This is a genomic window from Negadavirga shengliensis (assembly GCF_042652345.1).
GTDB classification, from domain to species: domain Bacteria; phylum Bacteroidota; class Bacteroidia; order Cytophagales; family Cyclobacteriaceae; genus Negadavirga; species Negadavirga shengliensis.
In genome coordinates this window covers 1-15,976 of sequence record NZ_JBHSJJ010000010.1, presented here as the reverse complement: position 1 = coordinate 15,976, position 15,976 = coordinate 1, and the positions used below count along the sequence as shown (strand labels likewise).

Sequence of the window (15,976 nt, the reverse complement as noted above, 5' to 3'; positions counted from 1 at the left end):
CTTCCATGTAGTACGGAAAGCCTTCTGTCATTAAGCAGATTCACCTATCAATCCACCTCAAGTTCCCCGCTTTCTGCTTTTTCTTTAAGTTCTTCATTTGCCCAGATGGCAATTTCCACTCTCCGGTTTTTCGCCCTGCCTTCCTCTGTATCGTTTTCAGCGACCGGATTGTCAAAACCGAAGCCCCTGGTAGCAATCCTTTCTCCGAGCACTCCCTGCATTTTAAGGTAGTTGGCAACGGAATTTGCCCTTCTCTCCGAAAGGCCTTGATTATAAGAGGCACTTCCCCGGTTATCCGTGTGTCCCTCCACCATGACATTGGTCTCGGGGTACTCGTTGAGTATTCTTGCGAGCTCCATCACACTTTCCTGGGATGCTGGAGTAAGTTCGTAGGAATCAAATCCAAAAAGAATTCCGGACTCGAAAGTTATTTTGATACCCTCGCCGACTCTTTCCACTTCCGCGTTTTCTATCTCTTCTAGTTCTTTTGCCTGCTTGTCCATGTACCGGCCAATGGCTGCTCCGGCTGCTCCTCCTACAGCGGCACCGATAATGGCGCCTCCGGCGGTATTTCCCTTTTTACTGCCTATCAAACCTCCAATGGCTCCCCCTGAACCCGCCCCAATGGCGGCTCCTTTTCCTGTATTGGACCAATTGGCGCAGCCCATTAGCAAGCCGGAAACAATCAACAGGGGTAAAATTAATCTGCTTGTTTTCATAAAAATAATAGTTGGTTTAGCTTTTCAAACTCTTCCAGGATTTTGGCTTTTGCATCAAAAGCTTCGTCAAGGTTAAATATACCATATCCAAATTCATGCCAATATCCATCTCCGCAATCAATATAGGTCCCTGGCTTTGTGGGTTCGGATGTGCTGGCTATTCCGTAATCGTAATCGGGAAGATAAATAAGGGAAGCCAGTGCCCTGCCCTTTTCCCATTCCAGGATCCCTTCTTTTTCATTCACCGTCAGTGTTATCTTGCGGACGGAAAACCGGAAAAGCAACCCGATTGTTGTGGTTTTCTCCTCTTCTATCCTCTTGAACCTGATGGACAGCGGACTTTCCTTCTCGCTGATTTCATATATGGCTTGAATGAAGTCCTGACACAACAGGTACCAGTCCTCTTGGTTGAGCGGAATGTCCCGGGTGATTTTTCCATGGATGTCCTTGGCAAATAGTTTCAATCCTCCGTTTTCTCCAAGGGATTTTTGGTTGGACCATTTTGATTCGGAATAGAGCTTTTTAAAAGGCGCAATCCAGATATTAGGAATTTCACCTTTGTAGCTATAGTCATCCGAAAGGGTAAAGCCCTCACTCGTAATGTCTTCTTCAGGCATCCCCTCCCTTTCTGTATAGTGAATGTTGAACTGGGTGTTGATAAAGTTTTTGTCAAATGAGAGACGAAGCTTAAAAGTATGACTGAATGGGGCAGGCACAAGACCGGTTATGTAATCGATTTCAAGCCTGGTGATGTCGTCAGATTTTAAATGCATGCGCGTTTGAGGTTTAAACCAAAGACTAAATAAATTTCAATAAGCTAAATTAGCATATAATCGATAAATTATGGCTTGTTCCCTCATACTGTCGTTTTAAAGAGCGAGGGCAACACGTCATAGCAATGACTTAAACGGCCGAAGGAAAGGAAAAATTATTTGGAGAATGGGGATTGATTGAGACCTTCCATCAAACGTATCATGAAATACCTATAAATTTGTGGTTGGAAAGATGAAACCGGGCATGATGGTAATGTCACACAGCGGGATTATAAAACATGCAAGGTTCTCCCGAATCCAATTCGGAAGCAAAAAAAAATTATAAACATAAATATGGATTACCTTGATATGGATGCTGATTTTCCTTATGCACAAAACGAAAGGGTGGCGGAGGCGCTCTATCAAAACGGCTGGGTAGTCATAGACAATTATGTTCCTGCGAAATTTCGGGAAGCGCTTTTAAAGGAGCAGCAGGAACTGCTTGATAAGGGCCAGTTCAGACACGCAGGCATAGGTAAAGGGGAATCATTTGCCATCAAACCGGAAATAAGAAGCGATAAGGTCTTATGGATGGACAAAGAACAGCTTACGCCACTTCAGGAGGTTTATTGGAAGATGATGGATGATCTAAAAAGAAAAATCAACCAACGGTGTTTTTTGGGATTGAGATCTTTTGAATCGCATTTTGCCATGTATCCTCCCGGCTCCTTCTATCTGAGGCATCTGGACCAGTTTCAATCTGTCAAGTACCGCATCGTGACGGTTATTCTTTACTTAAACGAACATTGGGAAGAGGCCGCTGGGGGTGCGCTCCGCATGTATTTTAATGGGGAGGATGGCATAGAAACCTTCCGCGATTTTTATCCCTTTGGGAGCAGGCTGGTCGTGTTTCTCAGTGCGGAGATGGCCCATGAGGTCTTGCCTACCCACAAGGAGCGCATCAGTATTACAGGCTGGTTTAGGGATGATGAGTATTGAGCTGGAAGAGGGAGAGGGTTAAGGGTTTTTAAATATCCCCTTCTTGTTTTTTTCTTATTTCTTTTTGGCGGGTGGGCATGATATCAATGGTCGCAAACAGCTCGTGCCAATCGGGAGTTTCTCCTTCTTTCCTCAATTTGAGTCCCCCGTCTTTACCCAACAACACCCAGCAATGGGATTTGGCACCCAAGGAATACACCTTCCGGATCTCTTCCGCGTATTCTTCATTAAAAACCGATCCTGAATTAGTGGTAATGGTATCCGCTATGACAAAATAGACCAAATCCCGTTCTTTCATTTCATACTCAATGCTGTCGTTGACATCAAGCACAAAGGGGGTGTCATCGGTAGGGGAAACAAAACATAACAATACCCTTTTTTTCCACTGTAAGTCATCCAAAGTGATAAAAGTATTTGAAAAGAATAATGCCGATATAATCAGGTAAGTAAATATGGATTTCATAAGTAGGTTGTTGGTGAAGCGTAATAAGATTAACGGAAACTGTAAAAATAGGTTGTGAAAATCAGGGCGATACGATAAACCTGAGCCCGATTGACGTTACGCTTTGTTATAACTTTAGTTCGACTCTCATTAATCGAAAATTATAAGCAACCGTAAAATTCACTCTTCAGCACAGCATTGGAATGGCAAATAATTATCCGGGCTGGGCATCTCTTCCAGCCCGGGTACGGGTTAACTGATGGGGGACCCAGGTTCCGTGGGGCTGTTGGGCTGAAGCAGCCTGTACTTCCCGTTTCGGTCTTCAGCCATCAGTATCATTCCTTCGGAATCTATACCCGCCATTTTTTTAGGGGAGAGGTTGATCAGCATGGTTACCTGTTTGCCTACCAATTCATCAGGGGCAAACTGTTCCGCTACCCCGCTCAGGACAATTCTTTTCCCAAGTCCGGTATCCACCGTCAACTGGAGCAGTTTTTTTGATTTTTTCACTTTTTCAGCGGAAAGGATGGTCACGACGCGCAGGTCAAGTTTGGAGAAATCCTCAAACTGAACCAGTTCCTTCACAGGAACCGCAGGCGTGTTGGCGGCTTCATTCAGTTTTTTGGTAGCCAACAGCTTTTCAACCTGAGCGTCTACAGTTTTGTCTTCTATTTTGTCAAACAAGAGGCCTGCTTTGTCAATGGGTGTCCCCGGTCGGAGTATTTCCCCATTGCCCGCCATAGTCCACTGCAATGCATCAAGCTTCAGGACGTCCTTAAGTTTTCCTGCCGTAAATGGAAGGAAAGGCTCTGACAGTATGCAGAGATTTGCGGTAATATTGAGGGCAATATTCAGGACAGTGGCCGTGCGTTGTCTGTCTTCTTTGATGGTTTTCCAGGGCTCTGTATCAGCCAGGTATTTGTTTCCCATCCTCGCAAAATCCATCATGAAGCCAAGCGCCTCACGGAACCTGAATTTTTCAAGCGATCCGGCTATCTTATTCGGGAAATCTTTAAGTAGCGCAATTACTTCCCGGTCTATTTCCTCCAATTGGTATCTTTCCGGAACCGTTCCGTCAAAATATTTATGGGTAAGGACTACCGCCCTGTTAACAAAATTCCCAAAAATGGCCACCAATTCATTGTTGTTTCTGGCCTGAAAATCCTTCCACGTGAAATCGTTGTCCTTGGTTTCCGGGGCATTTGCAGTGAGTACATACCTGAGCACGTCCTGTTTGCCGGGAAATTCCTCTAAGTACTCGTGCAGCCATACCGCCCAGTTCCTGGAAGTGGATATTTTTTCTCCTTCCAGGTTCAGGAATTCATTGGCAGGTACGTTGTCCGGCAGAATGAACTCGCCGTGGGTTTTAAGGATGGCTGGAAAAGTAATGCAATGGAATACAATGTTGTCCTTGCCGATAAAATGGACCAGTTTCGTTTTCTTATCCTTCCAATAAGGTTCCCAGTCAATGCCCTTTCTTTCTGCCCATTCTTTAGTCGAGGATATGTACCCGATAGGGGCGTCGAACCAGACATAAAGTACTTTCCCTTCTGCTTCCTTCAACGGTACGGGGATTCCCCATTCCATGTCACGGGTCATGGATCTGGGTTGCAGGCCTTCGCCGGCTTCCAGCCAGCTTCGGCATTGGCCCAGTACGTTGTTTTTCCAGTCTTCTTTGTGTTCTTCAAGGATCCAATGCTTTAAGAAATCCGTATATCTGCCGAGGTCAAGAAACCAATGTTTTGTGTTTTTTAAAACCGGAGTGTTGCCGCTTAATTTTGATTTGGGATTGATAAGGTCAGTGGGGCTGAGGGAAGTTCCGCATTTTTCACACTGATCCCCATAGGCGTTTTCATATCCGCACTTCGGACAGGTGCCTTCAATATAGCGGTCTGCCAGAAACTGCTGAGCTTCTTCGTCATAATACTGTTCTGTGGTCTGCTCAATGAATTCTCCCTTGCGATACAGGTCCATGAATAGCTCAGAAGCGGTTTCATGGTGGATGGGAGCGGAGGTTCTCGAGTAATGATCAAAACTGATACCGAATTCCTTAAAGCTTTCTGCCATCGAGTGGTGGTAGTGGTCGACAATCTCCTGAGGCGTAACGCCTTCTTTTCTGGCTTTTATGGTGATGGCCACTCCATGCTCATCGGAGCCGCAAACATATGCCACATCCCTTTGCTGGGAGCGCAGGTACCTGACGTAAATGTCCGACGGTATATAACATCCTGCCAGATGGCCTATATGTAAAGGGCCGTTCGCATAGGGAAGGGCTGAAGTAACGGTGTATCTTTTGAAAGCTTTTTTATCCATAGGGCACAAAGATAGGCAAAAATGGTTTTTTTGGAATAAGTTCTCCAGCGAATCAATAATTGCCAAAAGGAATAATTAACCCTAGCCAGGGAAAAGCAATGAAACTGTCCATTTCGTCCCAAATAGGGGCGATGAGCCCAAAATCCAAGCCAAGCTTATTGATAATTCTCCTGCCTCCTATAGACAAAAAACCTCCGCCTCCTTCACCTGTGCTGACATAATAGTTTTCGGTGAGGATATAGCCCCTGGCTCCCGTCCTGATCATGCCTCCGATATTGATGGTGGGCCTATTGGTTAATTCTCCTCCTGCAAACCCCCATCCCAAGCCAATGGTCAGGTTGCGGTCCCTGGAGCCAAAGGTACTCATGCCGTACAAGATGCCGAAACTGCTGTTTTCCAAACCTACCACCGTGCCCAATAAAGCCCCTGTTCCTAGGTTGAGCTGATCTTTTATTACAGGGATCGAAATTTTGGGAGTAATCCATACAGGTGTAGAGGTGCCGGCAAAAAGAAACAAGGGTACCATGCCTGCTCCCAGGGAAAAGTTGTCAGTGACGCCGGTGGAAACCTGGTTGAAAAAAATCCATACGTTTTGGTAATACCATTCGCCTTTTTTCAGTCCATAACCATTTGGACTCCAGAAGTACCGGGTAGCCTGCGGATTTTCAAACCAAAGCCCTCCTCTTACAAACCTGTCCCGATCGATTTCCCTTCTTTTGGAAATATCGCTTTTGAAAATAGTAATGCTCCCCAAGTTTTCTGTGCGTAAGACCAATTTGACATCATCTTCACTTACAAGCGTGCCTATATAAGTATTCCCGTCAGCAGTCTGAATATGAAGCAGTCTTTCAGTATCCTGGGCCAATGTTTCATTGACGGACGTTATTGCCATTATCAAAAGAGCGATCCAAGTCCAATGCTGAAAAAAGAGAGATGTGACGGTGTTCATATCGCATGATCGATGTAATGTTAATCAGTTCTCAAAAACGCAAATAGAGTAAAAGGAAAGCTTTTCGATGTCGGATTTTTATAAGGAATATAAGTGAAAAATTGTTGATTCCCTATCTCTTTCAGAAATAAATTTTAGCATTTCCCGGTTTTTTTATCAGAAAACTTAAAAACAATCGGAAAGGTATTGCTTTAACAATTGGAATCTCATCTTTCGGTTACGTGGAAGTTTTTTAAGATATTTTTTTGTCTGAAAATTTGGCGGATTTAGCTAAGATTTTCTTATATTTCAGGGATAATTGTTTCTTATAAATGAAAACTATAAGAAATCAGCGGTGTGCCAAATAATAATTTTGGTGTATAATACATCCTGAACCAGTCGATTAACAAAACCTAAAAAACCTAACTGCTCATGTCATGAAAAAAAACTACTCACACTCGTATCGCTCCTACTCCTAACGGTACCACTTTTATTTATACCGACAATTTGAACATCCGGCAGGTCTTGTTCAGATGCTAAATGTCTAATTGGGGAGATTCAACTTCTTTAATTTCAACGAGATTGTTCTGTATGAAGGTAACGAGTCTGCCTTGTTTACAGAATTATATTTGTATATGACATTATACAAAAAAGATATCAATTTTCAATTAAATCCAATTTCAATTAAATCCATGTTTATGTTTAAAATTTACAGAATGTCATGCGCAGTACTCCTGCTATTGGTGCTTTCCAATGCAGCCGTGCTGGCGCAAAGGAGTGTCACAGGGACCGTCAATGACGAGTTCGGTGACGGTTTACCGGGTGTAACCGTTCTGGTTAAAGGCACCACCACAGGTACGGCTACCGATTTGGACGGTAAATTCAATTTAGATGTGCCCGGCAATGAAAGCGTTTTGGTGTTTTCGTTCGTGGGATACAGGACCATCGAGCAAGTGGTAGGTAACCGGAGTGAGATCCTCGTTGCGATGAGCCCGGATGAACAAACCCTTACCGAGTTGGTGGTCACGGGGTACACGATCGATGATCGAAGGGAAACCACAGGAGCCATTTCCATTGTAGACCCCAAAGATCTTACGGTTATTCCCACCGGTAACGTGGAGCAGACGCTTCAGGGTAGGATTGCCGGTGTGAACGTGGTAACCAACGGACAGCCGGGTACTACCTCTCAGGTACGGATCAGGGGTTTTGGAGCTTTTGGCGGTAACGAACCACTTTATATTGTGGACGGATTGCCTGTGGGTTCGACCGATTTTCTTAACCCTGATGATATCGAATCCACCACGGTGCTGAAAGATGCTGCGGCCGCGTCTATTTATGGTGCCAGAGCGGCAAATGGCGTGATCATCTATACCACGAAGAGGGGCAGAAAAGGGGCACAAAAGCTTAGGGTGGATTACAATGGCATGTATGGTTTCACCGATGCCGGCCCAGGTCTTCAAATGATGAATCCTCAGGATTTTGCGGACTACACCTGGTTGGCAGAAAGAAATACAGCCATGCTCGAAGGACGGGATCCAGCTTATGACCATCCACAGTTTGGTTCTGGACCTCAACCCGTACTGCCTTACTATATCAATGTAGGAGGTGCATCCGGAGTGCCAGGTCCTTTGTCTGCTGAGCAGATTGAAGAGCAGCGTCAGTTGTATAACATTGACCCCAGAAAAGGTGCGGTTCACCAATTGGTGAGAGCAAACCATGAGGGAACGGATTGGTATGGGGCAATTACGAGAAGGGCGCCTATCCACAGACATTCATTGGGATTCTATGGCGGCGGAGAAGGAAGCAGGTTCTACATTGGCTTAGGAATTCAGGATCAGGCTGGTATAATGATTGGGAATGACTTTAAGAGGTATTCTCTTCGTGCCAATACTGAGTTTGACGTGACTCCTAAATTGCGGATAGGCCAAAACTTCCAGGGAACCTATAGGCAAGTCCTGGGATTGTCAGGTGGAGCGGGTGGACAAGGTGTGGCAGCAGGTGAAAATGATATCAACCTCGCTTACCGTATGCCTACCATTATCCCGATTTATGATGAGTTTGGTGGATATGCGGGTACTGCTGCCAGGGGATTCAATAATCCAAGAAACCCTGTTGCCAACAGAGAAGGCTTGTTGAACAATTGCAGCTTTAATGCAGAGGGTTTCGGCAACGTGTATTTGGAGTATGATCTCATTGAAGACCTTACCTTTAGATCATCTATTGGAGGCAGGTACAACAATTACTACTACTGGAACTATACGAGGTTACAGTATGAAAACTCCGAAAACAACTCCGCATTTGGTTACGGAGAAGGATCCGGATTTACATTTGGATGGACATTCACCAATACCATGACTTACAAGAAAACATTTGGATTGCACAATCTGGACCTAATAGTAGGACAGGAAGCCTTGAACACAGGAAAAGGCAGGTTCAATACCATGGTAGGGCAAAACCCGTTTTCTGAGGACATCAATTTTGTAAACATGTCCAATGTGCCGGTGAATACCCGGATTGTAAACAGTGGACTTTTCAATGGGGTGAACTTCCTCTCATACTTTGGTAGGGCCAACTACATTTTCAATGACAAATATATTGTCAGTGCCGTACTAAGAAGGGATGGTTCCTCTAGGTTCGGGGCAAATACCCGTTTTGGTGTATTTCCAGCCTTCTCCGCAGCATGGAGGATTTCCGCGGAACCATTTATGGCGGGAGCTACCTGGATGGACGATGTGAAAATCCGCGGTGGCTGGGGCCAGATGGGTAACTCCAACAACGTGGATCCCGACAACCAGTTCAGTTTATTTGCTGGAGATATCGGAGCTTCTTCCTACGATATCACGGGTACCAGCAGTTCTGCGCAAATAGGATTCAGGAGGTCCAGGTTAGGGAACCCCAATGCTCAGTGGGAAACCGCCGTAACCAAAAATGTTGGTTTTGACGGTACTTTCTTGAGTGGAAAACTGGATGTGATTGTAGATTGGTGGCAAAAAGATACCAGAGAATTGTTATTTAGGGTGCCAGTGCCTTTGACTGCCGGTTTCAATGCTACCCCCCCATTGGTTAATATAGGCGAAATGCTGAACAGAGGTTTGGATTTTCAAGTAATGACCCGTGGACGTTTGACAGGTGATTTAACCTATGAATGGACCGTTAATGGGGGATTCCTTAGGAATGAAATTGCTTCTTTGGCCGGTGATCTGGAATTTATCACTGATGTGAACCCCGGTTTTAGGGGGATATTCCCGATCCGTAACCAAGTAGGGAGACCGCTTTCTGCATTCTTCGGCTATCAGGTAGAAGGATTGTTCAGAGATGCTGAAGATGTGGCCAGCCATCCGAACCAGCAGGGTGCTGCTCCGGGAAGATTTAAATTCCGGGATTTAAATGGCGATGGTATCATCGATGCAGAAGACAGGACCTATCTGGGAAGTCCAGTGCCTAAGTTTACAGGTGGCACCAATTTCACCATCGGTTACAAAAACTTTGACCTCGCTGCTTATTTCTATACTTCTCTTGGCAATAAGATATGGAATCAATCCAAATGGTTTACGGATTTCTTCCAGACATTCGAGGGAGCGGGAATTTCCGAGAGGCTGAAAGATGCCTGGACTCCGGATAACTTGGATGCTACTATTCCTATAGTAGAAAAAACAGCCAATTTCAGTACAAGCAACAATGGATCTTCTTTTTATGTGGAAGATGGCTCCTATCTGAGATTACAAAACCTTACTATTGGTTATACCATGCCGACCAGCTTATTGGAAAGGTGGAGGATGGAAAGGTTAAGGGTGTTTGCTTCTGCCAACAACTTGTTTACCATTACCGGTTATTCAGGTTTGGATCCAATGGTGGGTGGTAATGCTGATTTGACATTCGGAATAGATGTTGGAAACATCCCACTTACAAGGGGATACACATTTGGTATCAACCTCAGTTTCTGATAAGCCAGTTTTCCATTGTATAATTAATTAGTGATTAACGATATGAAAAATATAAAATTAAAGATAACCCTGGCACTGACATCCTGTATGATGTTCTTTGCCATAAGCTGTGACGATTTTCTGGATGTGCCGCCAACGGGACAGATCGGAGAGCCGCAGTTAAGAACCCTGGATGGGTTGAATGCGGCCTTAATAGCCGCTTATTCCCAGGTGAACGGGCGGGCCCAAAGAATGGCTTCCCCGTCCAACTGGGTGTGGGGAAGTATCAGAGGCGGGGATGCCAACAAGGGTACGGACCCCGGTGATTTCCAGTCCATCAATCCCATTCAAAGGTTTGAGAATGATGCTACCATTGATATCATCAGGGAAAACTGGGCTGGTTTGTATGAAGGGGTTTCCCGTGCCAATATGGTGTTGAGGTTGCTCAATGACCGTGATCCTGAAGTTACCGATGCACAGGCAGCGCATTTAGCCGCACAGGCCAGGTTCTTGAGAGGACATTTTTATTTTCAGTTGGCCAGGAATTTCAACAGGGTTCCCTATGTGGATGAAACGGTGGATTATCAGGCGGGGCTGGAAGAAGTTTCGAACAACCAGGACATGTGGCCACTGATAGAAGCCGACTTTCAGTTTGCAGTGGACAACCTTCCTCCCACGCAGGAGCAGGTAGGCAGGGTCAATTCATGGGCGGCAAAATCATATCTGGCTAAGGTTTATATGTATCAGAACAAGTTCCAACAGGCAAAGCAACTTTTTGATGACGTGATTGCCAATGGGGTGACCAGCAATAATCTACGCTACGATCTGGTGGAGTACTATGATGATATGTTCCGTGGCGCCAATAACAACCACAAGGAAAGCATCTGGGCCTATCAATCAGCTGCGGGTACCGGAAGTGTCAATAACGCCAATCCTGAATTTGACTTGAATTTCCCTTATAACACGGGTCCCGATGGACCGGGTAACTGTTGTGGTTTTTTCCAGCCCAGCTTTACTTTCGTCAACTCGTTTAGAACGGATGCCAACGGATTGCCTCTTCTGGATAATTCCTATAATGCCCCTCAGAACAGGGTAAGGAACGATTTCGGGATTGAAAGTGAAGCGCCGTTCACTCCTGACGATGGCCCGCTTGATCCCCGGTTGGATCACACCACGGGACGAAGAGGAATCCCTTACCTGGATTGGATGGACCATCCTGGTAATGCCTGGATAAGAAACAGAGCTAATGGTGGACCTTATGCACCTAAAAAATATGTATACACCAGAGAAGAGCAGGGAGTGTTTCAGGACAACAGTTCCTGGACGCCAGGATATACGGCCATCAATTTTATGATCATCCGTTTTGCCGATGTCTTGTTGATGGCGGCTGAGGCTGAGGTGGAAGTCGGAAGCTTGGAACAAGCGAGGACCTATGTGAACAGGGTAAGACAGCGGGCCATTAATTCCCCTTTGTTGAGAGCCAATGGCGCGCCCGCTGCCAATTACAATATCGGCCTTTACAACAATCCATGGACAGACCAGGATTTTGCCAGAAGAGCCGTACGTTTTGAGAGGAAACTGGAGCTGGGAATGGAAGGCCACCGGTTTTATGACCTGGTCCGATGGGGCACTGATGTGGATGAGATCAACGCTTACCTTGCTTTTGATGGGGCCATATTACAGGCAGCTTTGGGGGGTACCAATTTCACACCAAAATACAGATTATTGCCTATCCCTCAGGATCAGATCGACTTGACAGGTTCTGATATATTGATACAAAATCCTGATTTTTAGAAAAACATGTTTTGAATTAAAATGGGAAAAGAGATGGTTTTGCCATCTCTTTTCTTTTCCATATGTTTACTTTAGCCACTGAAAACAGAAAGAAAAAAGATGGATGTATGAAAAAGATGGAATGCAAATATTGGATGTTTTTTTCAGTGATTCTGATGATAGGATGTAAGCCATCTGCGCCTTCCGCCCTCTTCGAATCAATGGAACCGGAGGCGACAGGAATCGATTTTAACAATGCCATCACCGAAACGGATAGCTTTAATATCTTAACCGAAGAATACATCTTCAACGGGGGAGGGGTGGCAGTTGGGGATTTTAATCTGGATGGTAAACCGGACCTTTTCTTCACAGGCAACCAGGTAGCCAATAAACTTTATCTCAATTTGGGAGGCATGAAGTTTGAAGATGTTTCCCAACCGGCCGGCATTGAAGTAGCGGATAAATGGTGTACGGGTGTGGTGGTGGTCGACATCAATGATGATGGTCTGCCCGATATCTATGTCTGCGCGGCTATGAACACCCAAAATAGAAACAACTTGCTTTTTGTCCATCAGGGACTGAATGATAAAGGAATCCCCGTTTTTGAAGAGCAGGCCGCGGCTTTTGGCCTGGCTGAAGCCGGAAACAGCATGGCGGCGACATTTTTCGACTATGACCGGGACGGATTATTGGACCTATATGTATTGAACAATGAACAAAGCAACATTCTGCCGGGAAATTACCGGGAGAAAATAACGGATGGCTCCGCCATTAACAATGACCAGCTTTACAGAAACAACGGTGACGGCACGTTTACCAACGTGACCCAGGAAGCGGGGATCAATATTGAAGGCTTTGGACTGGGAGTGGCCATTGCTGACTTCAACCTGGATGGATGGCCGGATATTTATATATGCAACGATTACCTCACTAACGACCTTCTTTATATCAACAACGGTGACGGCACTTTTTCAAATCAAATAAAGGATTTGATCAGACACCAAAGCATGTTTTCCATGGGGGTAGACGTCGCGGATTTCAACAACGACGGCTTGACAGATATCATCACACTGGATATGCTGGGTGAAACAAATTACCGGAAAAAAACCACCATAGGAGGGGAGACCTACGCAAGGTATATCAACAATGACCGTTGGGGATATGAATACCAACATGTCAGGAACATGCTGCAACTCAACAATGGATCCGGCGTTCCTTTCAGTGAGATGGGAATGATGGCCGGGGTATATCAGACAGACTGGAGCTGGTCCCCTCTGTTCATGGACGTAGATAACGACGGGTTTAAAGATCTCATTGTGACCAATGGATTTCCACGTGACATTACCGATAAGGACTTTGCAGATTACCGGGCCGATGTGGGGAATGTGGCTACCATAAAGCAGTTATTGGACTCCATTCCTATTGTAAAAATCCCCAATTATGCCTTCAAAAACAACGGTGATTTGAGTTTTACGGATTCCGGAGAGGAATGGGGTCTGAACCTGCCTTCTTTTTCCAATGGAGCCGTATATGTGGATTTGGATGGGGATGGTGATTTGGATTATGTCGTGAACAATATCAATGACAGGGCTTTTGTGTTTAGAAACAGGCTTAATGATAATGAGCAACAATCTAATTTTTTGAGAATAAAGCTCAATGGTCCACAGCACAACAAAGCCGGTATTGGCACCAAATTAGTGCTGGAGGATCATGATGGCTGGATCCAGTACCTTGAGCAATATGTGGCCCGTGGCTACATGTCATCCGTGGAGGAGATTGCTCACTTCGGATTGGGTAGAGCGGAAAAGTTAAATGTACTCAAAATCCTCTGGCCAGATGGTAAATATCAGGAGATAGCCAGTCCCCCCATCAACACTGTGTTGGAAATCGATTATTCGGATGCAAAGGAGACTGTGGAAGGCAGGGAGTTTCTTTTTTCCGGAATAGCACCCAGGAACCTACTACAGGAAGTTTCTGAGATGATGGGATTGGTTTATACCCATCAGGAAGATAACAAGATTGACTTTAATCTGCAGAGAACCATTCCCCATAAACTGACCCAATTTGGACCCGGTTTGGCGGTTGGAGATATCAACGGGGATGGCTTGGATGATTTGATGATAGGGGGTGCCGCCGGATATGCCCCCCAGGTATTTTTACAGCAGCAGGACGGGAGCTTCAGCGACCACCTGGCTTTCAAGCCTGAAGAGATACTGCCTTATGAAGACATGGGGCTGCTGTTTCTGGACATAGATAATGATGGAGACCTGGATCTATATGCGGTCAGCGGTAGCAATGAGTTCAAAGCCGGCTCGCCGGAATACAAAGACCGGATATACATCAATGATGGAAAAGGCAACTTTTCTTTTGCACCGGATGCAATCCCTGAGATAGCCTCAAGTGGGACAACGGTCCGGGCAGCGGATATAGATGGCGATGGCCTTTTGGATTTGTTTGTCGGGGGTAGGACTCCCGTTGGCCAATATCCTTATCCGGATAAAAGCTATCTGCTAAAAAATGACGGCGGTGTTTTCAGGGATGTGACAGATGAATGGGCGCCGGGATTAAGAAATATTGGCATGGTGACCGACGCCATTTGGACGGATTTCGACGGGGACGGAAAAGTAGATCTCATCGTCGTAGGTGACTATATGCCCATCACCCCATTCAAAAACACGGGCGGTCGATTAGAAAAGTCCAGCGAAACAGGTATAGAAAATCATACGGGCTGGTGGAACAGTATTGTAGCGGGGGATTTTGATGGGGATGGGGATATAGACTATATCGTGGGCAATATGGGCCATAATAATTTATGGAAGCCCTCTCCGGAACGCCCTGTCACGGTTATTGCCAAAGATTTTGACAACAACGGATCCGTTGATCCGGTGACCTTTGCCCATTTTAAAAATGATATAGGCAGCTATGAAGCCTTTCCAGTACATTTTTGGAATGAACTGTATGGACAGAGTACACTGTTTAGGAGAAAATTTGACCGGTATAAATCTTATGCCAGATCAACAATGGCCACATTGCTTACGGAGGAGGAACGGAATGGAGCACTGATGCTGGAAGGTAATTATCCCTCGTCCTCGTATCTGGAAAACCTGGGGAACGGTAAATTCAAGCTACACCCCCTTCCTTCAGAGGTACAAATGGCCCCTGTTAATGGTATGGTTGTGGATGATATAAACGGTGATGGTCATCTGGATGTCCTGTTGGTAGGAAACGATTATGGCAATGAAATTTTTGTTGGGAGACTGGATGCCTTAACGGGTGGGGTGCTGCTGGGTGACGGAAAAGGCGGTTTTTTACCAATGGGTTCGGCGGAAAGCGGCTTCCTGGTTCCCGGAGATGCAAAAGCGTTGGTATGCCTGCATCATGAGACAAAAGGAGTGGTGTATATAGCCAGCCAAAACCGTGGTCCTCTGCGCACGTTTGCCTTGGCTCATCCGGGAGAAAACCCAGGGCATTACCGGGTGCCGCCTCAGGTGAGCAAAGTAGTGTTTGAACTTGAAACCGGGAAAACACGGTCTGCCGAAGTGTATTACGGAAGCGGATTTCTCTCCCAATCCAGCAGAATGGTCAGAAGGCCAAATGGAGTAAAGTCAACTAGGCTTTATGATTTTCAGGGAAATGAAGTGGGTTTATAAATTAGTAAGCTCGGAGTAAGAATGTCTAAAAAAGCCGTTTAGCGTCACCTCGAGGCTCAACCAGCTGAATAACAGTGTATTACACAACACGTCATCGGTAGGAGGTTACCACGGCGAAACCGGTAAAGCAGGCTCTTCCTGGAGATGATCGTCAAGGGATAGGTTAGGGATGTCTATGGCATAAGGGCAGGGACCTGCTTTCTATTATCCTTTTACTCTTCTGTTCTTTTTGTCCCCGATATGCTGCGCTGGTCGGGGCAGGCTTTGACACAAAAAGAGAACCCAAAAAGTCAAGGCAAAAATAAGCTTCTCCCCGCAGAGCCCACCCACCCTCGCTCCCGACAGCTGTACCACCTCCGTTAACTTAAGGACTAACCTGCTGACAAACAGGTTTTTGAGGACGGCGTAATTCCTCCTTGGAGGAATTGCGTAGTTTTTTCCCCATATTTGTTTAGTTATTTATTTGTAAATAAAAGG

General features: G+C 45.6%; 9 protein-coding genes. 4 read left to right on the top strand and 5 right to left on the bottom strand.

All coding sequences use genetic code 11. The features are described from left to right. Window positions 1–47: 47 nt before the first annotated feature. A complete protein-coding gene (locus ACFPFU_RS16530) occupies window positions 48–719 on the bottom strand; it encodes a YiaD family glycine zipper/OmpA-like lipoprotein (protein WP_377066041.1) in 672 nt (223 codons plus the stop codon). After that, window positions 716–1,492, bottom strand: coding sequence for a hypothetical protein (locus ACFPFU_RS16525; protein WP_377066039.1), 777 nt, complete (start codon window positions 1,490–1,492; stop codon window positions 716–718). The genes ACFPFU_RS16530 and ACFPFU_RS16525 overlap by 4 nt, the downstream gene beginning before the upstream one ends. Window positions 1,493–1,825: 333 nt before the next feature. On the opposite strand from ACFPFU_RS16525, the gene ACFPFU_RS16520 reads away from it, so the two are divergent. Further along, window positions 1,826–2,470 carry a 2OG-Fe(II) oxygenase gene (locus ACFPFU_RS16520; RefSeq protein WP_377066037.1) on the top strand — a complete coding sequence of 215 codons (645 nt, stop codon included), beginning with the start codon at window positions 1,826–1,828 and terminating at the stop codon, window positions 2,468–2,470. Between the two features lie 28 nt (window positions 2,471–2,498). Here the strand turns inward: ACFPFU_RS16520 and ACFPFU_RS16515 are convergent, their stop codons facing one another. The 3 genes from ACFPFU_RS16515 to ACFPFU_RS16505 all read right to left on the bottom strand — a co-directional run bounded on the left by ACFPFU_RS16515 (window position 2,499) and on the right by ACFPFU_RS16505 (window position 6,117). Then, window positions 2,499–2,933 (bottom strand): DUF4174 domain-containing protein, encoded by a 435-nt coding sequence (locus tag ACFPFU_RS16515; RefSeq protein ID WP_377066035.1) that lies wholly within the window; start codon window positions 2,931–2,933, stop codon window positions 2,499–2,501. A 231-nt stretch (window positions 2,934–3,164) separates the two neighbouring features. After that, complete coding sequence (gene metG, locus ACFPFU_RS16510) at window positions 3,165–5,225, bottom strand: methionine--tRNA ligase (protein WP_377066033.1); 2,061 nt, start codon at window positions 5,223–5,225, stop codon at window positions 3,165–3,167. A 52-nt stretch (window positions 5,226–5,277) separates the two neighbouring features. Beyond that, on the bottom strand, window positions 5,278–6,117 hold the full coding sequence (locus ACFPFU_RS16505; RefSeq protein ID WP_377066031.1) for a hypothetical protein: 840 nt from the start codon (window positions 6,115–6,117) through the stop codon (window positions 5,278–5,280). A 728-nt stretch (window positions 6,118–6,845) separates the two neighbouring features. On the opposite strand from ACFPFU_RS16505, the gene ACFPFU_RS16500 reads away from it, so the two are divergent. The 3 genes from ACFPFU_RS16500 to ACFPFU_RS16490 all read left to right on the top strand — a co-directional run bounded on the left by ACFPFU_RS16500 (window position 6,846) and on the right by ACFPFU_RS16490 (window position 15,499). After that, window positions 6,846–10,097: a SusC/RagA family TonB-linked outer membrane protein gene (locus ACFPFU_RS16500; RefSeq protein WP_377066029.1), complete on the top strand. Its 3,252-nt coding sequence runs from the start codon at window positions 6,846–6,848 to the stop codon at window positions 10,095–10,097. 42 nt (window positions 10,098–10,139) lie between these two features. Then, window positions 10,140–11,870 carry a RagB/SusD family nutrient uptake outer membrane protein gene (locus ACFPFU_RS16495; RefSeq protein WP_377066027.1) on the top strand — a complete coding sequence of 577 codons (1,731 nt, stop codon included), beginning with the start codon at window positions 10,140–10,142 and terminating at the stop codon, window positions 11,868–11,870. 107 nt (window positions 11,871–11,977) lie between these two features. Further along, window positions 11,978–15,499 carry a VCBS repeat-containing protein gene (locus tag ACFPFU_RS16490; protein WP_377066025.1) on the top strand — a complete coding sequence of 1,174 codons (3,522 nt, stop codon included), beginning with the start codon at window positions 11,978–11,980 and terminating at the stop codon, window positions 15,497–15,499. Window positions 15,500–15,976: the final 477 nt, after the last annotated feature.

What these genes read in the sequence shown, in the direction of transcription:
- ACFPFU_RS16530 (WP_377066041.1), bottom strand. Translation starts at nt 719, where the DNA reads ATGAAAACAAGCAGATTAATTTTACCCCTGTTGATTGTTTCCGGCTTG.
- ACFPFU_RS16525 (WP_377066039.1), bottom strand. Translation starts at nt 1,492, where the DNA reads ATGCATTTAAAATCTGACGACATCACCAGGCTTGAAATCGATTACATA.
- ACFPFU_RS16520 (WP_377066037.1), top strand. Translation starts at nt 1,826, where the DNA reads ATGGATTACCTTGATATGGATGCTGATTTTCCTTATGCACAAAACGAA.
- ACFPFU_RS16515 (WP_377066035.1), bottom strand. Translation starts at nt 2,933, where the DNA reads ATGAAATCCATATTTACTTACCTGATTATATCGGCATTATTCTTTTCA.
- metG (WP_377066033.1), bottom strand. Translation starts at nt 5,225, where the DNA reads ATGGATAAAAAAGCTTTCAAAAGATACACCGTTACTTCAGCCCTTCCC.
- ACFPFU_RS16505 (WP_377066031.1), bottom strand. Translation starts at nt 6,117, where the DNA reads ATGGCAATAACGTCCGTCAATGAAACATTGGCCCAGGATACTGAAAGA.
- ACFPFU_RS16500 (WP_377066029.1), top strand. Translation starts at nt 6,846, where the DNA reads ATGTTTATGTTTAAAATTTACAGAATGTCATGCGCAGTACTCCTGCTA.
- ACFPFU_RS16495 (WP_377066027.1), top strand. Translation starts at nt 10,140, where the DNA reads ATGAAAAATATAAAATTAAAGATAACCCTGGCACTGACATCCTGTATG.
- ACFPFU_RS16490 (WP_377066025.1), top strand. Translation starts at nt 11,978, where the DNA reads ATGAAAAAGATGGAATGCAAATATTGGATGTTTTTTTCAGTGATTCTG.